Raw genomic sequence first — 20876 nt, 5'->3', positions numbered from 1 at the left:
TTGTTTTCCTTTATGTCAGCCGGTTCTTGGCGAGCGGCGGGTTCTTGGCGAAATACGCGCGGATGCCCTTCACGATGGCGTCCGCGATCTGGTCCTGGTAGCCGTTGTCGAGCAGGCGCGCCTCCTCGTCCGGGTTCGAGATGAACGCCGTCTCGATCAGGATGGACGGGATGTCCGGTGCCTTCAGCACGGCGAAGCCGGCCCGTTCGACGGCGCCGTTGTGCAGCTTGTTGATGCCGCCGATCTGCTGCAGCACGGCCTTGCCGACCTTCAGGCTGTCGTTGATCTGCGCCGTCGTCGACAGGTCGAACAGCACGCTGGCCAGCTGCGGGTCGTGGCCCTTCGTGTTGGCGCCGCCGATCAGGTCGGCCTGGTTTTCCTTGTTCGCGAGCCAGCGCGCGGCCGACGAGCTGGCGCCTTTCTCGGACAGCACGAACACGGACGATCCCCGTGCCGTCGGCGACACGAACGCGTCGGCGTGAATCGATACGAACAGGTCCGCATCGACCTTGCGCGCCTTCTCCACGCGGATGTTCAGCGGCACGAAGTAGTCGGCATCGCGCGTCAGCATCACGCGCATGTTCGGATGCTGCTCGATCTTCGTCTTCAGGCGCTTGGCGATGGCCAGCACGATGTCCTTCTCGCGGCTGCCCTTCGAGCCGAGCGCGCCGGGGTCCTCGCCGCCATGGCCCGGATCGAGCGCGATCGTCAGCATGCGCACCAGCTTGTCGCCCTTGGGCTCGGGCGTCTTGTCTTCCCTGGCCACGGCCTTGGGTGGCTCGGGCTTGTCCGGTTTCGCGGCGATGTCCGGACGCGGCACCGCCTCGGACGGCACGCCGGGCGCGGGCAGCTTGTTGTCCGGCAGCGGCAGGCCCGGGGCAGGGTGCTGCTCGGCGACGGGCGGCTGGCCCACCGGCTTGCCGTCGCTGGACCATTCGCCCTTCTCGATCATCGCCGCGATCGGGTCCACCTCGTTGACGGGATACAAGTCGAAGATCAGCCGGTGCTTGTAGCCGCCCACGGGTTCGAGCGTGAATACCTGCGGCCGGATCTCCGCCTTCAGGTCGAACACGAGGCGCACGACGTTCGGGCGGTTCTGGCCGACGCGCACCTGCTTGATGTATGGGTCGTTGGACTGGATCTTCGCGACGAGCGTCTTCAACGTCGGATTCAGGTCGAGCCCTTCGATGTCGACAACGAGGCGTTCCGGGTCCTTGATGATGAAGTGCGACGCTTTCAGGTCGCTGTCGTTTTCCAGCGTGACGCGGGTGTAATCCTCGGCGGGCCAGACGCGCACGGCGAGGATTTGCGCGGCGCGCGCGGGAAGCGGCACAAGTGCGGGTGCGAGGACGGACAGCAGCAGCGTGCCGCCGGCCTTCAGGAACGTACGCCGGTTCTTTCCCTGGCGCGGCGCGCTCAGAGGATCGGCGGGAAATGGAGGCGTTGCAGGCATGACGTACCTAATGCGGAGAACGCCTGCAATTCTACATCACGCCCTGTGCCGGCGACCGAGAGAATCACGCGCAAATCCGGTGCCGGCAGCACGCCTGCCGCTTTTTCCGGCCATTCGACGATGCAGATGTTGTGGCCGTCGAAGTCTTCGCGAAAGCCCGCGTCGAGGAATTCCTCCGGGCTGCCCATCCGGTACAGGTCGTAGTGGATGATGTTGACGTCCTCGCCACCCAAGGACACGCGATACGGCTCGGACAGCGTGTAGGTCGGGCTCTTCACATGGCCCGCGTGGCCGGCCGCGTGCAGCAGCGCACGGGTGAGCGCCGTCTTGCCGGCGCCGAGGTCGCCGTGCAGGTGGATCGAGAGGCCCGGCTGCAGCGCGCGGGCCAGCGAGACGCCGAGAGCGGCCGTATGGCTCTCGTCGCGCAAGTGGGCTTTCATGGGTCGTATCGCATAAAATGATGGATTGCTGCCGCCATTGTACCGTCCGATGTCCCTGTCTCCCGAAGTCCTGTCCACGCTGGCCGGCGCCATCAAGGCGTGGGGCCGTGAGCTCGGCTTTGCCGAGGTGCGCATCGCCGACATCGACCTGGCCGCTGCCGAGGCGGGCCTGCAGGCCTGGCTGGACGCCGGTATGCACGGCGAGATGGACTATATGGCAAGCCACGGCATGAAGCGCGCGCGTCCCGCCGAACTGGTGCCGGGCACCGTGCGCGTGATCACGGCGCGGATGAACTATTTGCCCGTGTCGCATGACGAAGGTTGGCGCGAACGCGAGCGCGCCCGGCTGGACGATCCGCAGGCGGCCGTGATCTCCGTCTACGCGCGCGGCCGCGACTACCACAAGGTGCTGCGCGCGCGGCTGCAGCAGCTGGCCGATCGCATCCGCGCGGAGGTGGGCGAATTCGGCTACCGCGTGTTCACCGATTCGGCGCCCGTGATGGAACTGCCGCTGGCGGAAAAGTCCGGCCTCGGCTGGCGCGGCAAGCACACCTTGCTGATCAACCGCGATGCCGGCTCGCTGTTCTTCATGGGCGAGATCCTCGTCGACCTGCCGCTGCCGGTCGATGCGCCGACGACGTCCCATTGCGGCCAGTGCAGCGCCTGCATCGACGTGTGCCCGACCAGCGCGATCCTCGGCCCCGGCCGGCTCGACGCGCGCCGCTGCATCTCCTACCTTACGATCGAGCTGAAGGGCGCAATCCCGCTGGAGCTGCGGCCGCTGATCGGCAACCGCGTGTACGGCTGCGACGATTGCCAGACCGTCTGCCCATGGAACAAGTTCGCCCAGCGCGCGACGCTGCCCGACTTCGACGAGCGCCACGGCCTCGGCACGGCCGGCATGGTCGAGTTGTTCGCCTGGAGCGAGGACGACTTCAACCGCAAGATGGAAGGCAGCCCGATCCGCCGCATCGGCCATGAGCGCTGGCTGCGCAACCTGGCCGTCGGTCTGGGCAACGCCGCCGCCGCAGGCGCGCGGGGCGACAGCGCCATCGTCGCCGCCCTTCAAGCCCGCCAGGCCCACCCATCCGAACTGGTGCGCGAACACGTCGCCTGGGCGCTGGCTCAACACGGCTGAGCCCGTCCACCTTGATGGTGTGGCAGGGAATTCGCGAAGCATGCTCCGCGCCTGCGAAACGCCTCCGACAGGACCGAGGCCGTAACCGCCCGCACCTCACCCAGCCTTGAACCGCAACGCCGACCAATCGTCATCGAGCGCAATCATTGCCACGCTCGTCAAGCCGGCCGTCTCGGCATGTGCTCGCAGCGTGTCGCGGTGTAACCCCGCGTCCGTGCGCAGCTTCGACGTGCCCTTCACGTAGGCGACCCACAGCGCGCCGCCCGGCGCCAACGCCGCCTTGGCCGCCGGCAGTTGCGCTTCGAATTGCGCGAACGTGTCGGCGAACAGCAGCACCAGGTCGGCGGGGCCGGCCGCTACCCGCTTGGCGGCGGGCAACTGGTCCAGCAGGTGGGCATGGCGCGCGTCGGCGTTCAGTACGGCAAACGAAGTGGCGTTCTTCAGATGCAGTTTGTCGGCAATGGTCTTGGTCATCGGCGGGGCGGGGAGCTTGATGGATGGTCCTTGTGCCGATTATAGGCCGCCACAGTCCACGCGCAGCAGTGGCGGCGGCGCCACCGTCGGCATGCTCGGCTGCCTTCCCGCGTGACGATGGCGAGCACGCGCAAAGTGTCGGATCTGCCTCGGCTCTACCATTTTCCCAGTGGGCTGGCTCTCTGTGTTGACTGCAAGAACGGGAGGAGCGCGATGGGCATGATCGACAGGTTCAAGCATTGGTACTATCTGTACCGACAGTACATTCCGTCCGGGCTGTTGTATCACCGCCATCATTTCGCCGTGCGGCGCCTGCCGCGGGACGATGGGGCGGCCGCACGTGCCTGCCGCGAGGCCTGCCTGCGGCGCATCCTGCGCATCGCCTGCACACACGTGCCGTACTACCGGGCAACCGTGCGGTTGAAGCCGACGGAGCTCGCCAACGAACCGCCGTTCGCACTGTTGCGCGCGTTCCCCTACCTGACCAAGGCCGATGTGATGGCGCACCATCGCGACTTCCTGCACGAGCGCCTCGATCCCCGCCTGCTGAACTATGTAACGACGGGGGGCTCCACCGGCGAAGGCATCGGCCTGTGGCGCAGCAAGCGCCTGGCGGACATCGAGAAGGGCTTCCTGCTGAGCGAATGGGGGCAGTTCGGCTTCTCGTTCCACCGCAGCACCTATCTGCGCATCGGTGCCGATGCGCGGCGGCCCGCCCACGAACCGCCGTGCCGGCGCTTCGGGAATATGCTGCTGTTGTCCCCTTACCACATCGCGCTGCGGCACAGGGAAGCGATCGTCGCCGCGTTGAACCGGGTGCGGCCGCGCTTCGTGCATGCCTACCCGAGCGGCGCGGCGGCGTTGGCGGACCTGCTGGCGTCCGGCGACCTGACCTTTCCCGTGCGGGCCGTGTTCCTCGTTTCCGAACCCGCCGCGCGGCCGCAACTGGCGGCCATCGCACGGCTGTTCCATTGCCCCGTGTCGATCAGCTATGGCCAATCCGAACGCGTCAATCTCGCGTTTGCCCGCTACGAGCTGGGCGAACTGTCGCCCTACCGCTTCGATCCGATGTATGGCGAGACGGAAAACCTGGTGCAGCCGGACGGCCGCGCCGAGATCGTCGGCACCTCGCTGTGGAACGACGTGATGCCGCTGATCCGCTATCGCACCGACGATTTCGGCCACGTCGACGAGCACGGCATCTGCCATGCGATCGATGGGCGCGCGCAGGAGTTCCTGATCGACCGGCACGGCAACCGCGTTCCCGGCCTGTCCGTGATGCCGGACCCAGGTTCGTGGGCGTTCGTGCGCCTGTACCAGATCCGCCAGTCCGAGCCGGGCGCGCTCCGGCTTGCCGTCGTCGGCAAGCACGGCTCGTTGACGGCGGAGCAGAAGGCCCATCTGCTGAACGAACAGCAGCGCCGCCTGGTGGGCCTGTTCGACGTGATGCTGGAAGAGGTGCCGGACATCCCGCTGGCCCCGAACGGCAAGCGCAAGCTCATCGACACGGCCGCGCGCGAGCTGCTGACGCCCCAGTGCTGACGGCCTTGGCGTTACGCTTCGTCGTCGGCGAGCAGCGTGTCCAGCATGCGCTGCGGATCGCGCAGGAAGTCGTGCATCACCTGGTAATGCTCGGTGTCCTCGTAGTCGGTGCGGCGCAGGCCGTCCGGCAGGCAGGCGTAGATGCGGGCGTCCGGGTACGCCATCAGGATCGGCGAGTGGGTGGCGATGATGAATTGCGAGCCCGCCTGCACGAGCTCGTGGATGCGCTTCAGCGCGGCCAGCTGGCGCTGCGGCGACAGTGCCGCTTCCGGCTCGTCGAGCACGTACAGCCCGTTGCCGCCAAAGCGGTGCTTCAGCAGCGCCATGAACGATTCCCCATGCGACTGCTCGTGCGGGGTGCGGCCGCCGTAGAACTTGAAATCGTCCCCGATGTGCTCCAGCTCCGAAGCGACGTTGTAGAAACTCTCGGCGCGCAGGAAGTAACCGTCACGCGGCCTGCGGTAGCCCCGGCTGATCGTCAGATACTCGTGCAGTGGCGAGTGCGAGGCGCGCGTGTGGAAATTGAGATTGCGGCTGCCGCCTTCAGCGTTGTAGCCCAGCGCGACGGCGATCGCTTCCAGCAGCGTGGATTTGCCGCTGCCGTTTTCGCCGACGATGAACGTGACGGCCGGGTGGAACGTCAGCACGTCAAGGTGGCGCACGGCCGGCAGGGAAAAGGGATAGCTGTCGAAGTCCGGCACGGTATCGCGCCGCAGCGTCATGCTGAGCGCGAATTTCGTCGACAGCGCCACGGTTATTTCAGCAGGCCGGCCAGCTCGACGGCCGTCTTCACCTGCATCTTGTCGAAGATATGGGCGCGGTGCACTTCGACCGTGCGCATGCTGATACCCAGCTCGTCGGCGACGACCTTGTTCATCTTGCCGGCCAGGATCAGGTCCAGCACTTCGCGCTCGCGCGACGACAACGTCGCCAGCCGCGCATGCACGGCGGCGTGGGCGCTGGCCTGCTGCGATTTCGCCAGGCCTTCCTGGACGCGGTCCATCAGCTCGTTGTCGTTGAACGGCTTCTCGAAGAAGTCGAACGCGCCCCGTTTCAACGTGTCGACCGCCATCGGCACGTCGCCGTGGCCCGTCAGGAAGATCACCGGCAGCCGTTGGGTGAGGCCGCGCGCGTGCAGCTGGTCGAACACCGCCACGCCGTTCATTTCGGGCATCCGTACGTCGAGCAGCACACAGTCGCCGGCCGGGTCGAACTCGCCCGTCTCGACCCAGGCGAGAAATTTCGCTCCACAATCGTAGGTGGCGGCGGGAATGGCGCGCGACGAAGCCAGCCACGACAGCGAGTCGCGCACCACTTCTTCATCATCGACGATATGCAGCATTGTTGTGTTTCCTTTAAATCTCGAAGTGCCTGGCAAAACCGTCAGGGCAAGGCGCAGCGTCGAACACAGTACCCTTGCACGGCAAGACGGTGCAACGCAGCCATGGCGATTTTGTCACGCTACCGGCAGCGTGAACGTGAATATGGTACCGCCTTGCGGGTTGTCCTGGTGGGTCAGCGTGCCGCCGTGGAACTCGATCGCCGTGCGGCAGATGTTCAGGCCCATGCCCATGCCCTCCGCTTTCGTCGAGAAGAACGGCGAAAACAGCCGCTCGGCCACGTCGGCCGGAATGCCGTGGCCGTTGTCGATCACCGACACGACAACCTGGCCGGCCGCCTCGTCGTGCCGGGCCGCCACGCGCAGCACGCGCCGCGATAGCGCCACGTTGGCCATCGCCTCGATGCCGTTGCGCGTCAGGTTCAGCAGCACCTGCTCGATCATCATGCGGTCGGCCCGCACGGCCGGCAGGTCGGCCGGAATGTTGGCCAGGAACGACACCTGGTACTGGCGCGCCTGCATCTCGATCAGCGCGCTGATGCTGTCGACCATCGTGCCCAGCGCCACGTCCTGGCGTTCGGCTTCCCGCTTCCTCACGAATTCATGCACGCTGCGGATGATCTGCCCGGCCCGCCGCGCCTGCGCGCCGGCCTGCTCCAGCGCCGGCTTCAGTGTGTCGGCCGCCACGTTCGGGCGCGACAGCAGGTTCAGCGCCCCCGTCGTGTAACTGGAGATGGCGGCCAGCGGCTGGTTCAGCTCGTGCGCCAGCATCGACGCGATCTCGCCCATCGTGGCCAGCCGGCTCGATGCCTGCAGCTTTTCCTGGTGCTCGCGGTTCAATTCCTCGATGCGCTTGCGGTCGGAAATGTCCAGGATCGAGCCCATCCAGCCGGTGTGCCGGCCTTCGTTGTCGACCAGCGGTGCCTCGAAGATCAGCACGGGAATGCGGGTGCCGTCCGGGCGCTGGAAGATCGTCTCGAACTGCGGCGTCACGGTCCCCTGCAGCACGTTCTGCAGCCGGTGCTGGTATTCGGCCATCACTTCCGGCGCCCAGTACGGCATCGGCGGCGAACGGCCCACCAGTTCTTCCTCCGTATAGCCCACCATCTGGCAGAACGCGGGATTGACGTAGGTGATGCGGCCTTCCAGGTCGCGCGCGCGCAGGCCCGTTACCAGCGAATTTTCCATCGCCGTGCGGAACGCCATCTGCTGGCGCAGCGCTTCCTCGGCGGCGAGGCGGCGCGAGATGTGGCCCCACAGCGCAAGCAGGCTCCACAGCAGCGCCAGCGACAGCGCGATGACGGAGCCCACCAGCAGGTTCGGCAGCAGCCGCGGTTCCGTCTTGACGCTGTCCGTCATCAACGTGATCGTCGCACCGGGCAGGTCGAGTCCGCGCTTGTGCGTGTACACGCCGTGGCCCGGGCCGGCGGCGGCGCGGCGCGCCAGGATGCGGTCGTCGCGGTCCAGCAACGTCACCTGGTTGTCCTGCGCGAACCACCACGGCACCATTTCTTCGAGAATCGCCGAGAGCTGGTAACTGGCCACCAGCGTGCCCAGGTACTGGTCGCCCCGGTACAGCGGCAAGTGATAATCCATCATCATCGCGCCCGGCGTGCCGGCCGGATCCACCTGCTGCGGTTCGGGCTGGCTGTAGACGCCGTTGCGGCTGCGGCGCGCCCGCTCGGCGGCGTCGCGCGACGATGGCGTCAACGTCGCGCGCGGCAGCGGCGCCTCGTCGCTGGATGCCGCCACGCGGCCTTCCGGCGTTACCCACATCACGCGCTTCAGTTCCAGGCCAGTCTTCAGCTCGCTGGCCATGCGGTCGTGCAGCCGCTTCGTGCTGGCGCCGGCAATGATTTCATTGGCGACCGAGCGCAAGTCTTCCTCGTGGCGGCCGAGCTGGAAGCGGATCGTCTGCTCGACCCACAATGTGTCGGCGATCAGTTGTTCCTGGCGTTCGTTGCTTTCCATCTGGCGCGCCTGCCAGGGCAGCCAGATCAGGATGGCGAGGAAGAACAGCACGAGCACCACGGGCAGCAACCAGCGCGCGGAATTCGGGAACGGCAGCCGGGACGCCAGGGTGCGAGGGGAGGTCATTGTCTGAGGGTAACGAATCTGGCTTGCAGGACTATTGTGGTTTTCCACAGTTGTCCCTTGCAAAAGCCTTATACAGAATGGGATCGCAAGAATAATAAATCCGATTTTTACTTATTTGGGGACACACATGAAGCTCAAGACCATCCTGGTCGCACTCACCGCGGCCGCCTGCATCACTTCCAACGCCTTCGCACAAGCACCGATCGTCATCAAGTTCAGCCACGTGGTGGCGACGGACACGCCGAAGGGCCAGGCCGCCGAGCGCTTCAAGCAGCTTGCCGAAAAAGCCACCAACGGCCGCGTCAAGGTCGAGGTGTATCCGAACAGCCAGCTGTACAAGGACAAGGAAGAGCTCGAAGCGCTGCAGCTGGGCGCCGTGCAGATGCTGGCACCGTCGCTGGCCAAGTTCGGTCCGCTGGGCGTGAAGGAATTCGAAGTCTTCGACCTGCCGTACATCTTCCCGACCAAGCAGGCACTGTACAACGTGACCGAAGGTCCGATCGGCAAGGGCCTGCTGAAAAAGCTGGAAACCAAGGGCATCACCGGCCTGGCGTACTGGGATAACGGCTTCAAGATCATGTCGGCCAACAAGCCGCTGAACAGCCCGGCCGACTTCCGCGGCCTGAAGATGCGCATCCAGTCGTCGAAGGTGCTGGACGCGCAGATGCGCGCACTGGGCGCGAACCCGCAAGTGCTGGCGTTCTCCGAGGTGTACCAGGCGCTGCAGACTGGCGTCGTGGACGGCACCGAGAACCCGCCGTCGAACATGTACACGCAGAAGATGCACGAGGTGCAGAAGTACGGCACCCTGTCGAACCATGGCTACCTGGGCTATGCCGTCATCGTCAACAAGAAGTTCTGGGACGGCCTGCCGGCCGACATCCGCACCGCGCTGGAAGGCGCGATGCGTGAAGCGACGACCTATGAAAAGGCGATCGCCCAGCGCGACAACGACATGGCGCTGGACGCGATGAAGAAATCGGGCAAGACCCAGTTCATCACCTTGAACGCCCAGCAGCAGGCCGAGTGGAAGAAAGCGCTGCAGCCCGTGCACAAGCAGATGGAAAGCCGTATCGGCGCCGACCTGATCAACGCGATCAGCAAGGAAGGCACGAAGTAACAGCTGGTGATTTGACGCACCGGTCGCGGGGCGGCGTCCTGCCGCCCCGTGGTTCCCCCGTATCGCCGACCCGCCGTTGGTCGGAGCTCCCGAGAGATACCCCATGAAATTCCTGGACCACCTGGAAGAGTGGCTCATTGCGACCCTGATGGCCGCAGCCACCTTCATCATCTTCGTGGCGGTCGTGCACCGCTACGCGTCCGGCCTGCCCATTCCGTGGCTGCAGGACGAACTCATTCAGATCAACACGAGCTGGGCACAGGAGCTGTGCATCTACATGTTCGTGTGGATGGCCAAGTTCGGCGCCGCGTATGGCGTGCGGACGGGCATCCACGTCGGCGTGGACGTGATGATCAACCGCCTGAACACGTCGTGGCGCAACAAGTTCATCGTGTTCGGCCTGCTGGCCGGCGCGCTGTTCACCGGCACCGTCGGCACCCTGGGCGCATCGTTCGTGTGGGAAATCGCCCACACGGACCAGACGTCGGCCGACCTCGAAGTGCCGATGTGGCTCGTCTACCTGGCCGTGCCGTGCGGCAGCTACCTGATGTGCTTCCGCTTCCTGCAGGTGGCGGTGCAGTTCGTGCGCACCGGCGAGCTGCCGAAGCATGACCACGCCCACGTCGAGGGTCTTGAAGAAGAAACGCAAGGAGCCAAAGCATGAACGCACTGATTATCTTTGGCCTGCTGCTGGTGCTGATGTTGACGGGTATGCCGATCTCCATCTCGCTGGGCCTGACGGTGTTGACGTTCCTGTTCACGATGACGCAGGTGCCGATCGAATCCGTGGCGCTGAAGCTGTTCACGGGTATCGAGAAATTCGAGATCATGGCGATCCCGTTCTTCATCCTGGCCGGTAACTTCCTGACGCACGGCGGCGTGGCGCGGCGCATGATCAACTTCGCGTCGTCGATGGTCGGCCACTGGCACGGCGGCCTTGCGCTGGCCGGCGTGCTGGCCTGCGCGCTGTTCGCGGCCGTCTCGGGCTCGAGCCCGGCCACCGTGGTGGCGATCGGTTCGATCATCCTGCCGGCGATGGTGAAACAAGGCTACCCGAAGCGTTTCGGCGCGGGCGTCATCACGACGTCGGGCGCGCTGGGCATCCTGATTCCGCCGTCGATCGTGATGGTGATGTATTCCGTGACGACCAACACGTCCGTCGGTGCGCTGTTCATGGCCGGCGTCATCCCGGGCGTCATGCTGGCTTTCCTGCTGGGGCTGACGACATGGGTGCTGGCGAAGAAGCACAACTACCCGCGCATGCCGAAGGCGACGTGGGCCGAGCGCTTCGCCGCCTTCCGCAAGAGCGCATGGGGCCTGATCCTGATCGTCATCGTGATGGGCGGTATCTACTCGGGCGTGTTCACGCCGACCGAAGCGGCCGCGATGGCTGCCGTGTATGCGTTCATCATCGCCGTGTTCGTCTACAAGGACCTGAAGCTGAAGCAGGTCGGCAAGGTGCTGCTGGACTCGGCATCGATGTCGGCAATGCTGCTGTACATCATCACGAACGCCGTGCTGTTCTCGTTCCTGATGACGAGCGAAAACATTCCGCAGGAGATGGCCGCGTGGCTGACGGCGCAGGGCCTGGGCAAGATCGCGTTCCTGCTGGTCGTGAACGTGCTGCTGCTGGTCGCCGGCAACTTCATGGAACCGTCGTCAATCGTGCTGATCATGGCGCCGATCCTGTTCCCGGTCGCCGTTGCGCTGGGCATCGATCCGATCCACTTCGGCATCCTGATCGTCGTGAACATGGAAGTGGGCATGTGCCACCCGCCGGTGGGCCTGAACCTGTACGTGGCGTCCGGCATCACGAAGATGGGCATTTCCGAGCTGACCGTGGCCGTGATGCCATGGCTGCTGACGATGTTGGGCTTCCTGGCGCTGATCACCTACGTGCCGCAGATCTCGCTGTGGCTGCCGCACCTGGTGTACGGGGCCCCCGGAGGCTGATGGGCCGGGCCGGCTTACCACAAATTTGCCGGCCGTTGCCACACTTTGTTTAGCCCTAAACCAAATATTTTATTGCTACAAAAAAAGAGAAGAAATCAGGAAAGAGATCGGCTATGATCGCTCTTGTTTGGTGCAACAAATATCGATATGCACCAACGTAGCAAGGAATACGCGAGTTAGTGGGGAGTGGTATATAAGAACGGCAGCCGGAGACGGCGATAAATCGAGGAGACACGCGGTTCACAAAAATGTTGTTGGCATCACTGCCGCAGGCGGCCACAAGCCACGCCACGGCGGGACCAAACAACCGGGACCGTGCCAAAGCACTATTTAAAACGCACCAGCAGGTGCGTTTTTTTTCGCCCCTACCGCACGCGTCATCGGCCGCTCGCGCGCCAACAGAATCCAGCGGCGCCGTCCCTGCGGTGCGACACATTCGCCTGCCATCTGGCCCCGCGACCGCGCTTCGTGTAGCATGTTCGCCACAGTAGTCCGGAGTCAAATGTGACGCAAATACAACATCCCAGCGAGCTGTTCGCTGCCATCGTGCCGACGCCGTTCGGCGCCCTCGGTATCCGCACCGGCGGTGCCGTCGTGACCGAGCTGGTGTACCTGCCGGCCAGCTACGGCGAGAAGGCGCCTGTCGATCCTATCGCCGAGCAAGCCGCGTTCCAGGTCGAGCACTATTGCCGCGACCCCGACTTCGCGTTCGACCTGCCGCTGGCCCAGCTGGGCAGCCCGTTCCAGCGCAAGGTGTGGGATGCGATCAGCGCGATCCCCCGTGGCGAAGTGCGCACCTATGGCGAGGTCGCCAAGTTCGTCGGCTCGATGCCGCGCGCCGTCGGCCAGGCTTGCGGCGCGAATTACTTCCCGCTCGTCATTCCTTGCCATCGCGTCACGGGCGCGCAGGGGCTGGGCGGCTTTGCCGGCAGCGACGACCGCAACGGCTTCACCTTGGACGTGAAGCGCTGGCTGCTGGCCCATGAGGGGCACCGCGAATACGCATGGCAACAGACGACGCTGCTGTAAGCGCAGCGGCGCCCGCCGACGTGCAGCCCATCGACGCGCAGTCGATCGATGATTTCTGCGACACGCTGTGGCTCGAGGACGGCCTGTCGAAGAACACGCTCGACGCCTACCGGCGCGACCTGCGCCTGTTCGCCAACTGGCTGGCAACGAAGCGCCCCGGCATCGGCTTGCTGAAGGCTGGGCATGGCGACATCGCCGCCTACTTCGCCGCACGCCATGACGATACCAAGGCCAGCTCGGCGAACCGCCGGCTGTCCGTGTTGAAGCGTTTTTACCAGCAGGCGCTGCGCCTGCACCGCATCACCGAAGACCCGTGCCTGAAGCTGGCGTCGGCGAAGCAGCCGGCCCGCTTCGTGCACACGCTGTCGGAGGCACAGGTGGAAGCCTTGCTGGCCGCGCCCGACCTGCGCGAGCCGCTCGGCGTGCGCGACCGCACGATGCTCGAGCTGATGTATGCGAGCGGCTTGCGGGTGTCGGAACTGGTCGCCCTGCGCATCGATGAGGTGGGCATGAACGAAGGGATCGTGCGCATCACGGGCAAGGGCGCGAAGACGCGGCTGGTGCCGTTCGGCCAGGAGGCGCGGCAGTGGATCGAACGCTACCTGCGCGACGCGCGCGGCGTGATCCTGAACGGCCAGCAGGACGACGCCCTGTTCGTCACCGGGCGCGGCGGGCCGATGACGCGGCAGATGTTCTGGGTCGTCGTGAAAAAGCATGCAAGCAAGGCCGGCATCACCGCGCCGCTGTCGCCGCACACGTTGCGCCACGCGTTCGCGACGCACCTGCTGAACCATGGCGCCGACCTGCGCGTGGTGCAGCTGCTGCTCGGCCATTCGGACATCTCGACGACGCAAATCTATACGCACGTGGCGCGCGAGCGGTTGAAACATCTGCATGCGATACATCATCCGCGGGGGTAAGAAATCTGCGATGCTGGAGATGTCGCATAATGCAGGCTACGGAGGGTGTGATGGCAAAAACGAATTTCCAGTATGAGAAGCGCCAGCGGGAGCTGGAAAAGAAGCGCAAGGCCGAGGAAAAGGCCCGGCGCAAACAGGAAGCCAAGCACCGGCCGGGCGGCGAGCAGGCGGTTGACGAGGCGGGCTACGACGCCGCCGAAACCGCGACGGAACCGGACAGCGAGGGCGAATCCACGGCCTTGCGCCAGGACTGAACGGCCGCCCGCGTCGGCAGCCGGTGCGAACCGTGGCATTCCCGCCACGGCGCGCCGGCTTTTTATTGCATGTTGGTACGGCATGCCTGTATGCCTGAGGTGACGGGCAAAGCGCCCGTCACGTCGCGGCGGCGACGGTCCGTCCGGCCGTGAACCAGCGGGCGGCGCGCCGGCCCAGGTTGTCCAGGTACGTGTAGGCCACCGGCACCACCACCAGCGTCAGCAAGGTCGACGTGATCACGCCGCCGATGACGGCGCGGCCCATCGGCGCCTGCGTCTCGCCGCCGTCGCCCAGGCCGATCGCCATCGGCAGCATGCCGAACACCATGGCCAGCGTCGTCATCAGGATCGGCCGCAGGCGCACCTGGCCCGCCGCCATCAGCGCGGCGCGCTGGTCCTGGCCGGCGCGCTGGGCGTGGTTCGTGAAGTCCACCAGCAGGATCGCGTTCTTCGTCACGAGGCCCATCAGCATGATGACGCCGATGACGGAGAAGATGTTCAGCGTCGACCCGGTGACGAGCAGCGCGACCAGCACCCCGATCAGCGACAGCGGCAGCGATACCATGATCGCGACCGGTTGCAGGAAGCTGCCGAACTGCGATGCCAGCACGAGGTAGATGAACACGATCGCGATGGCGACGGCGGTCAACGCGCCCGTCATCGTTTCCTGCATTTCCTTCGCATTGCCGCCGACGTCGAAGCGCACGCCCGGCGGCAGCGCGATCGCGTCCATCGCCCGCTTCACGTCCGCATCCACGTCACCGCCCGGCCGGCCCTCGACGGCCGCGAACACGGCCACGCGCCGCATCAGCGCCTGGCGCTTCAGCACCTGCGGGCTGGACGACGGCACGAACTCCACCACCTGCCGCAGCGGCACCATCAATGGCTTGCCGTCCGGCCCCAGCCGGCTCGATGCCAGCGACAGGTCGGCCAGGTCGGCCACACGCTGGCGGCCCGCTTTCGGCAGCTGTACGTTGATCTCGTAGTTCTGGCCGTCCGGCGCCAGCCAGTGGCCCACCGTCTCGCCCGCGACGAACGGCCGCAGCGCGGCGCCGATCTGCTGCACGGTCAGACCGAGGTCGCTGGCCAGCTCGGGGCGGATGCGGATCGACGTCGACGGATTCGCGCCTTCCTGGCTGTACTCCAGGTCGGCCACGCCGCGGATCTTGCGCATGCGGTCCATCAGGTCGTGGGCGACGGCGTCCAGCTTTGCCTCGTCGGTACCGAGGATCGCGATGAAGATCGGCTTCTGGCCGACGGACGGCGTGATGCCGGGGATCGATGCGAGCCGTTCGCGGATCGCCTTCTCCACCTGTTGCTGCGAGCGGCGGTGCGTCTTCTTCGGGTCGGTCAGCTTCACGTTCAGGTAGGAGATGTGACGGCCTTCCGGCGTGCCGATGTTCGCGAACACGTTGTCGATCTCCGGGAACTCCTTCAACGCCGCCTCCACCTGCGCCACCTTGCTCGCGTTGTATTCGAGGCTGGAGCCGACGGGCACCTTGAACACGAGGTTGATCCAGCCCTGGTCCGTTTCCGGGAACATTTCGCCGCCGATCTTCGGCAGCAGCAGGAGGCTGGCCGCGAACAGCGCCACGGTGAGCGCCAGCGTGCTCTTGCGCCACCGCAGCGCCAGCGCCAGCAGCCTGCCGTAGTGGCCGTGCACGGCCTCGATGCCGTGCTCGATGCGCGCCATCAGGCGGCCCAGCATTGGTACATAGCGGAAGCGCCCCTCGACCGGGTCGGGCCAGACGGAGGACAGCATCGGGTCGAGCGTGAAGCTGACGAACAGCGACACCAGCACGGCCACCGTGACGGTGATGCCGAACTGCAGGAAGAAGCGGCCGATCAGGCCATCCATGAACGCGACCGGCACGAACACGGCGACGATCGCGAACGTGGTGGCCATCACCGCCACGCCGATTTCGTTGGTGCCGTCCTCGGCGGCTTCGCGGTGATGCTTGCCGAAGCCGAGGTGCCGCACGATGTTCTCGCGTACGACGATCGCATCGTCGATCAACAGGCCGATGCACAGCGACAGCGCCATCAACGTCAGGAAGTTCAGTGTGAAGCCGAACGCCTTCATCGCGATGAAGCTGGCCAGCACGGAGATCGGCAACGTCAGGCCCGTGATCACCGTCGAGCGCCACGAGTGCAGGAAGAAGAACACGATCACCATCGTCAATACGGCGCCCTCGACGATCGTGCGCTTGACGTTGTCGAGCTGGCTCTGCACGCGGTCCGACTGCGCATCCACGACCTTCAGCACGACGTCCGGCGGCAACACGCCGCGCAGCTCGGCGACGGCCGCCTTGACGCCTTCGCCGACCGCGACGACGTTCGCGTCCTGCACCTTCGTCACTTCCAGCGAAATGCCGCGCTGCCCGTTGACGCGGGCGATCGACGTTTCCTCGGCCTGGCCGTCCGTCACCGTCGCCACCTGTTCCAGGTACACGGGGCCGTTGGCGCGGCGCGCCACGATGATGCGGTTGAATTCGCGCGGGTCCTTCAGTTTGCCCTCGACGCGCACCAGCCGGTCCGCCGCGTCGCGCGTGATGTTCCCGGCCGGGAGATCGGCATTGGTGTCGGCGATCGCCTTCATCACTTCGTTGACGCCGACGCCTTGCGCCGTCATGTCGGCCGGGCGCAGGTTGACAAGCACCTGGCGCTGCGTGGTGCCGAACGTGCGCACCTGGCCGACGCCGGCCACGCCCTGCAGGCGCTTGATGATCAGCTGCTCCGTCAATGTCGACAGCGTGCGCAGGTCGGTGCCGGTGGAGGTCAGCGTCAGGTTCGCGACGGGCTGCGCGTTGTCGCCCTCGATGCGCAGCACCAGCGGGTCCTTGGCTTCCTTCGGAAAGCGCGGGCGCACCTGCGAGACCTTGTCGCGCACGTCCTGCATGGCCCGGTCCATGTTCGTCGCCAGCTGGAATTCCAGGTAGACGCCGGCCTTGCCTTCCCACGAGTTGGCGCGGATCGTCTTCACGCCGCTGACGGTGTTCAGCATGTCCTCCAGCGGGCGCGTGATGTCGTTCTCCACCGCTTCCGGCGCGGCGCCGGGGTAGATCACTTCGACGGCGGCGAACGGCAGCTCGACGTTCGGCATGCTTTCCACGCCCAGGCCCCGGTACGAGAACAGGCCCAGCACCATCAGGCCCACCATCACCATCGCGGCGAACACGGGCTGGCGGATGCTGATCTTTGTGATCCACATGTCAGCCTCCGACCGTGTTGCCGGCGGCGGCGGCGGTGCGCACGGCGGCGGGGAGCTTCACGCGCGCGCCGGGCTTGACGCCGTCCAGCTTCGTCACCAGCACGTTCTCGCCGGCCGCCAGGCCCGCCGTCACGGCGGCGACGCCGTCATCCTCGCTGGTCAGGCCCAGCGTGACGGGTTGCGCGACGACGCGGTCGCCGGCCACCTTGTAGACGACGTCGCGCCCGCCGTCCTTGCGCACGGCGGCGACGGGCACCAGCGGCAGCTCGGCCGTGTTTTCGGTCGTGATGCTGCCCTTGGCGAACATGCCGCCGCGCAGCGCACCGTCCCCGTTCGCCACCGTCACGTAGACGAGCATCGCGCGCGAGCCTTCCTGCGTCGTCGGGTTGATGCGCGCCACCTTGCCGGCGAACGTACGGCCCGCGTAGCCGTCGACGTGGAAGCGCACCTGCTGGCCGACGCGGATGCGCGGGATGTCGCTTGTCGGCACCTGCGCTTCGAGCGTCAGCTCGTCCAGGCTGACGATGGTGCAGACGGGCATGTCCGGCGCCAGCTTCTCGCCCGGCTGCACGTGGCGGCGGCTGACGATGCCGGCGATCGGCGCGCGGATCACGCTGTCCTCGAGCGCGATGCGGGCCAGCTCCAGCTGGGCGCCGGCCGCTTTCACGGCGGCGCGCGCCAGGTCGACGGCATTGGCGTTGGCGTCGTACGCCGTCTGCGAGATGTAGTTCTGCGCCAGCAGCGCACGGCCGTTGCGCTCGTTCTTGTCCGCCATCGCCAGGCGCGCCTGCGCTTCCTCCAGCGCGGCCTGCTGCTGCGTGACGCGGGCACGCAGGTCGGCCTGGTCGACGCGCGCCAGCACCTGGCCGGCTTGCACCTGCGTGCCTTCGCGCAGCGCCGACTCGTGCACGATGCCGGACACCTTCGACTTCACGGTGGCCTGCGCCACCGGCACCAGCGAGCCGGACAGCTGCAGCTGCACGGCCAGCGCACCGCTGCCGACCGTGGCCACGTCGGTGCCGGCCAGTTCGTAGATGGGGGCCGGCTTGGCGGCCGGCGTGGCCGGCGCCGGCGCGGCACCCGTGTGCGCATGCAGAACGGTCCAGCCACCGGCGGCGAGCAGGGCAAGGAGGGCGCCGGCCAGCAGGACGCGGCGGGCGGGAGTGAGGGCGGCAGGAAGTGTCATGGCTCGTTGTTGTAATGGGCGCGATGGTGGCACTGTAGGAAATGCCAAGGGGCGGGACCACCGTCATGCGATGAAGTGCGTTTTGGCGGCTCTGAAACGACCGGAAGGCGGGGTGGACGCCTGCCTAGTTATTTCTTTGATGCAACAAATCGTGTCACATATTCCTCATCGGCAGCCCTTTTTGAGCCAGCGCAAGCGACTGCTGAGCAGCAAGGGAAGAATGGCACGATGGACCAGACAGATACCATCCCGTCCGTCGTCAACCAGGGGCACCCGGCATTCGCGGCGCTCGACCTGATCGCACGCCTCGTCGCGGCACTGGAGCTGACGCCGCTGGTGGCCGTGTTCAGCTTCGACCGCGACGGCATCGTGCGCTTCTGCAACCACGCCTGCGCCCAGTTATGCGGCCTCGCGCCGGAACAGGTGATCGGCCAGCCGCGCAAGCAATTGTTCATGCGCGGCGAGCGGGAGGCGGAGCACGACCGCCTCGTCGACGAAGTGTGGCGCACCGGCCAGCATTCGCCGTCCGGCGACTGGCAAGTGCGCACCGCCAGCGGACGCGAACTGTGGCTGTATTCGACACTGGTGCCGATCTACCACGAGGGCGCGCTGACGCAGGTGTTCTGCATGGACGTGGACGTCACGGCCCGCAAGCGCGAAGAAGATGCGCTGGCGGCCGCCGGCACGAATTTCCGGCAGATGTTCGTCAAGTCGGGCGACGCGATCCTGCTGGTGCGCAACGGCCGCATCGAGGAGGCCAATCCGGCCGCGCTGCAGCTGTTCAAGTGCCCGGACGCGCAGGCGTTGACGGGCCGCCGGCTGGCCGACTTCTCGCCGCAGCAGCAGCCGGGCGGCGGCGTCTCGCTGGACGCTGCCCGCACGCTCGAAGAGCAGGCTTACGCGCAAGGCAATTGCCGCTTCGACTGGCGCTACGTCGACTGCCGGGGCAGCCCGTTCTGGGCCGAAGTGCTGATGACGTCGATCACCCTGGACCACGAATACCTGTTCTACGTCGTCGTGCGCGACATCTCGGCCAGGAAGAGCGCCGAGCGCACGCTGTACCTGGCCGCCCAGGTGTTCGAGAACAGCCGCGACGCGATCCTGCTGACGGACCGCGACCGCCACGTCATCTCGATCAACCGCGCGTATGCGGAGATCACCGGCTACAGCAGCGCGGACATGCTTGGCAAGCCGATCTCGGTCTACCGCTCCGGGGTAGAGGACGAAGCGTTCTTCCGCGAAGTGTGGCAGCAGATCGACGCCACCGACCACTGGCAGGGCGAGATCTGGTCGCGGCGCAAATGCGGCGAGCTGTTTCCCGCCTGGCTGGCGCTGACGGCGATCCGCGACACCCAGGACCGCATCAGCAACTACATGGCGATCCTCTCCGACATCACGGAGCGCAAGCGCAACGAGGAGCACACGCGCCACCTGGCCGAACACGACTTCCTGACGGATTTGCCGAACCGCGTGCTGCTGCTGGACCGGCTGTCGCTGGCGCTGTCGACGGCGCGGCGCAAGGGCAGCATGCTGGCGATCCTGTTCCTCGACCTGGACCGCTTCAAGCAGATCAACGACACGCTGGGCCACCAGGTCGGCGACCTGCTGCTGAAGGAAGTGGCGGTGCGGCTGCTGAAATGCGTGCGCAAGGTCGACACGGTCAGCCGCCAGGGCGGCGACGAGTTCGTCATCATCCTGGCCGACATCGGCGGCATCGACCACGCCGCCCACGTGGCCGCGACGATCCGCCACGCGATCGGCCAGCCCTACCTGATCGGCGGGCACGAGCTGCACGTGTCCACGTCGATCGGCGTGTCGATCTTCCCCAGCGACGGCGAGGACATCGACACGCTGGTGAAGAACGCCGACATCGCGATGTACCACGCGAAGCAGGGCGGGCGCGACAACTTCCAGTTCTTCTCGACCGAGATGAACGAGCGCATCGTCGAACGGGCATCGTTCGAGCACGGGCTGCGCCAGGCGCTGGCCGAGCAGCAGTTCGAACTGGCGTTCGAGCCGGAGCTGGACATCGCCAGCGGCGCGCTGGTGGGCGCCGAGGCGCTGATCCGCTGGCGCCATCCGGAGCTGGGCCTGCTGCGGCCGGATCGCTTCATCGGCGTGGCCGAAGAGGCGGGATTGATGGTGCCGATCGGCGCGTGGGTGCTGCGCGAAGCGTGCCGGCATGCGCGCGGCTGGCACGAGGCCGGCCATGCCGTCACGGTGGCCGTCAACCTGTCGCCGGCGCAGTTCCTGCAGCGCGACCTGCTCGAGCACGTGCGCGCCGCGCTGGACGATGCGGGCCTGGCGCCGCACTACCTGGAACTGGAGCTGACCGAAGCGATCATCATGAAGGGCGGCGCGGCCACGGCCGACACCTTGCGCGCGCTGCGCCGGCTGGGCGTGCGGCTGTCGCTGGACGACTTCGGCACGGGCTGGTCGCGGCTCGACCAGCTGAAGGACTACCCGATCGACAAGCTGAAGATCGCCCAGGCATTCATGCACGACGGCGGCGACACGATCGCGATCCGCACGATCATCGCGATGGCGCGCAGCATGGAGATGACGGTGATCGCCGAAGGCGTCGAGACGGCCGAGCAGCTGGAGTTCCTGCGCGGGCAGGGCTGCGACCAGTACCAGGGCCACCACGCCGACGCGGCCGTGCAGGCCAGCGGGCTGGATGGGCTGCTCAGGAACTGAAGGCGCGGCTGCTCAGTGCAGTG

Annotated in this window: 17 protein-coding genes; 9 read left to right on the top strand and 8 right to left on the bottom strand. The window is 66.3% G+C overall.

Going from position 1 to position 20876, the window contains the following annotated elements; all coding sequences use genetic code 11:
* Positions 1-10: 10 nt before the first annotated feature.
* Both IP92_RS09460 and tsaE read right to left on the bottom strand, forming a co-directional pair.
* Complete coding sequence (locus IP92_RS09460; protein ID WP_145874300.1) at positions 11-1453, bottom strand: N-acetylmuramoyl-L-alanine amidase; 1443 nt, start codon at positions 1451-1453, stop codon at positions 11-13.
* The gene (tsaE, locus tag IP92_RS09455; RefSeq protein ID WP_371860897.1) at positions 1417-1893 is read right to left on the bottom strand and encodes a tRNA (adenosine(37)-N6)-threonylcarbamoyltransferase complex ATPase subunit type 1 TsaE; all 477 of its coding nucleotides are present in this window, start codon (positions 1891-1893) and stop codon (positions 1417-1419) included. The genes IP92_RS09460 and tsaE overlap by 37 nt, the downstream gene beginning before the upstream one ends.
* A gap of 49 nt (positions 1894-1942) precedes the next feature.
* Here tsaE and queG point away from each other — a divergent pair, with 49 nt between their 5' ends.
* Complete coding sequence (queG, locus tag IP92_RS09450) at positions 1943-3031, top strand: tRNA epoxyqueuosine(34) reductase QueG (RefSeq protein WP_145874299.1); 1089 nt, start codon at positions 1943-1945, stop codon at positions 3029-3031.
* A gap of 96 nt (positions 3032-3127) precedes the next feature.
* Here the strand turns inward: queG and IP92_RS09445 are convergent, their stop codons facing one another.
* Positions 3128-3505: a DUF3052 family protein gene (locus tag IP92_RS09445; protein ID WP_145874298.1), complete on the bottom strand. Its 378-nt coding sequence runs from the start codon at positions 3503-3505 to the stop codon at positions 3128-3130.
* 219 nt (positions 3506-3724) lie between these two features.
* Between IP92_RS09445 and IP92_RS09440 the strand changes: the two genes are divergently transcribed.
* Positions 3725-5047: a phenylacetate--CoA ligase family protein gene (locus IP92_RS09440; protein ID WP_145874297.1), complete on the top strand. Its 1323-nt coding sequence runs from the start codon at positions 3725-3727 to the stop codon at positions 5045-5047.
* 11 nt (positions 5048-5058) lie between these two features.
* On the opposite strand, the gene IP92_RS09435 is transcribed toward IP92_RS09440, so the two are convergent.
* The 3 genes from IP92_RS09435 to IP92_RS09425 form a co-directional block, all read right to left on the bottom strand.
* Positions 5059-5769, bottom strand: coding sequence for an AAA family ATPase (locus IP92_RS09435; RefSeq protein WP_145874829.1), 711 nt, complete (start codon positions 5767-5769; stop codon positions 5059-5061).
* A gap of 32 nt (positions 5770-5801) precedes the next feature.
* On the bottom strand, positions 5802-6389 hold the full coding sequence (locus tag IP92_RS09430) for a response regulator transcription factor (protein WP_145874296.1): 588 nt from the start codon (positions 6387-6389) through the stop codon (positions 5802-5804).
* 114 nt (positions 6390-6503) lie between these two features.
* Positions 6504-8483 (bottom strand): sensor histidine kinase, encoded by a 1980-nt coding sequence (locus IP92_RS09425; RefSeq protein ID WP_145874295.1) that lies wholly within the window; start codon positions 8481-8483, stop codon positions 6504-6506.
* 127 nt (positions 8484-8610) lie between these two features.
* On the opposite strand from IP92_RS09425, the gene IP92_RS09420 reads away from it, so the two are divergent.
* The 6 genes from IP92_RS09420 (at position 8611) to IP92_RS09395 (ending at position 13759) form a co-directional block, all read left to right on the top strand.
* Positions 8611-9603: a TRAP transporter substrate-binding protein gene (locus IP92_RS09420; RefSeq protein ID WP_145874294.1), complete on the top strand. Its 993-nt coding sequence runs from the start codon at positions 8611-8613 to the stop codon at positions 9601-9603.
* Between the two features lie 103 nt (positions 9604-9706).
* Positions 9707-10267 (top strand): TRAP transporter small permease, encoded by a 561-nt coding sequence (locus tag IP92_RS09415; RefSeq protein ID WP_145874293.1) that lies wholly within the window; start codon positions 9707-9709, stop codon positions 10265-10267.
* On the top strand, positions 10264-11556 hold the full coding sequence (locus tag IP92_RS09410) for a TRAP transporter large permease (protein WP_145874292.1): 1293 nt from the start codon (positions 10264-10266) through the stop codon (positions 11554-11556). The genes IP92_RS09415 and IP92_RS09410 overlap by 4 nt, the downstream gene beginning before the upstream one ends.
* 504 nt (positions 11557-12060) lie before the next feature.
* Complete coding sequence (locus tag IP92_RS09405) at positions 12061-12585, top strand: methylated-DNA--[protein]-cysteine S-methyltransferase (protein WP_229418706.1); 525 nt, start codon at positions 12061-12063, stop codon at positions 12583-12585.
* Positions 12561-13505 carry a site-specific tyrosine recombinase XerD gene (gene xerD, locus IP92_RS09400; protein ID WP_145874291.1) on the top strand — a complete coding sequence of 315 codons (945 nt, stop codon included), beginning with the start codon at positions 12561-12563 and terminating at the stop codon, positions 13503-13505. The genes IP92_RS09405 and xerD overlap by 25 nt, the downstream gene beginning before the upstream one ends.
* A 50-nt stretch (positions 13506-13555) precedes the next feature.
* Positions 13556-13759: a hypothetical protein gene (locus tag IP92_RS09395; RefSeq protein ID WP_145874290.1), complete on the top strand. Its 204-nt coding sequence runs from the start codon at positions 13556-13558 to the stop codon at positions 13757-13759.
* A 118-nt stretch (positions 13760-13877) separates the two neighbouring features.
* Here the strand turns inward: IP92_RS09395 and IP92_RS09390 are convergent, their stop codons facing one another.
* Positions 13878-16970: an efflux RND transporter permease subunit gene (locus IP92_RS09390; RefSeq protein ID WP_145874289.1), complete on the bottom strand. Its 3093-nt coding sequence runs from the start codon at positions 16968-16970 to the stop codon at positions 13878-13880.
* Position 16971: 1 nt separating this feature from the next.
* Positions 16972-18156 carry an efflux RND transporter periplasmic adaptor subunit gene (locus IP92_RS09385; RefSeq protein WP_145874288.1) on the bottom strand — a complete coding sequence of 395 codons (1185 nt, stop codon included), beginning with the start codon at positions 18154-18156 and terminating at the stop codon, positions 16972-16974.
* Between the two features lie 228 nt (positions 18157-18384).
* On the opposite strand from IP92_RS09385, the gene IP92_RS09380 reads away from it, so the two are divergent.
* Entirely contained in the window at positions 18385-20853 is a 2469-nt protein-coding gene (locus tag IP92_RS09380) for a sensor domain-containing protein (RefSeq protein ID WP_145874287.1), read from the top strand.
* The last annotated feature ends 23 nt before the right edge of the window (positions 20854-20876 follow it).

It is taken from the genome of Pseudoduganella flava, from assembly GCF_007830495.1.
GTDB lineage: Bacteria > Pseudomonadota > Gammaproteobacteria > Burkholderiales > Burkholderiaceae_D > Rugamonas > Rugamonas flava.
Note: the sequence above shows the minus strand (reverse complement) of the source record. Positions and strands in the feature narration are given on the sequence as shown.

Coding starts and splice junctions, on each gene's coding strand:
- IP92_RS09460 (WP_145874300.1), bottom strand. CDS start 1,453: ATGCCTGCAACGCCTCCATTTCCCGCCGATCCTCTGAGCGCGCCGCGC.
- tsaE (WP_371860897.1), bottom strand. CDS start 1,893: ATGAAAGCCCACTTGCGCGACGAGAGCCATACGGCCGCTCTCGGCGTC.
- queG (WP_145874299.1), top strand. CDS start 1,943: ATGTCCCTGTCTCCCGAAGTCCTGTCCACGCTGGCCGGCGCCATCAAG.
- IP92_RS09445 (WP_145874298.1), bottom strand. CDS start 3,505: ATGACCAAGACCATTGCCGACAAACTGCATCTGAAGAACGCCACTTCG.
- IP92_RS09440 (WP_145874297.1), top strand. CDS start 3,725: ATGATCGACAGGTTCAAGCATTGGTACTATCTGTACCGACAGTACATT.
- IP92_RS09435 (WP_145874829.1), bottom strand. CDS start 5,769: ATGACGCTGCGGCGCGATACCGTGCCGGACTTCGACAGCTATCCCTTT.
- IP92_RS09430 (WP_145874296.1), bottom strand. CDS start 6,389: ATGCTGCATATCGTCGATGATGAAGAAGTGGTGCGCGACTCGCTGTCG.
- IP92_RS09425 (WP_145874295.1), bottom strand. CDS start 8,483: ATGACCTCCCCTCGCACCCTGGCGTCCCGGCTGCCGTTCCCGAATTCC.
- IP92_RS09420 (WP_145874294.1), top strand. CDS start 8,611: ATGAAGCTCAAGACCATCCTGGTCGCACTCACCGCGGCCGCCTGCATC.
- IP92_RS09415 (WP_145874293.1), top strand. CDS start 9,707: ATGAAATTCCTGGACCACCTGGAAGAGTGGCTCATTGCGACCCTGATG.
- IP92_RS09410 (WP_145874292.1), top strand. CDS start 10,264: ATGAACGCACTGATTATCTTTGGCCTGCTGCTGGTGCTGATGTTGACG.
- xerD (WP_145874291.1), top strand. CDS start 12,561: ATGGCAACAGACGACGCTGCTGTAAGCGCAGCGGCGCCCGCCGACGTG.
- IP92_RS09395 (WP_145874290.1), top strand. CDS start 13,556: ATGGCAAAAACGAATTTCCAGTATGAGAAGCGCCAGCGGGAGCTGGAA.
- IP92_RS09390 (WP_145874289.1), bottom strand. CDS start 16,970: ATGTGGATCACAAAGATCAGCATCCGCCAGCCCGTGTTCGCCGCGATG.
- IP92_RS09385 (WP_145874288.1), bottom strand. CDS start 18,156: ATGACACTTCCTGCCGCCCTCACTCCCGCCCGCCGCGTCCTGCTGGCC.
- IP92_RS09380 (WP_145874287.1), top strand. CDS start 18,385: ATGGACCAGACAGATACCATCCCGTCCGTCGTCAACCAGGGGCACCCG.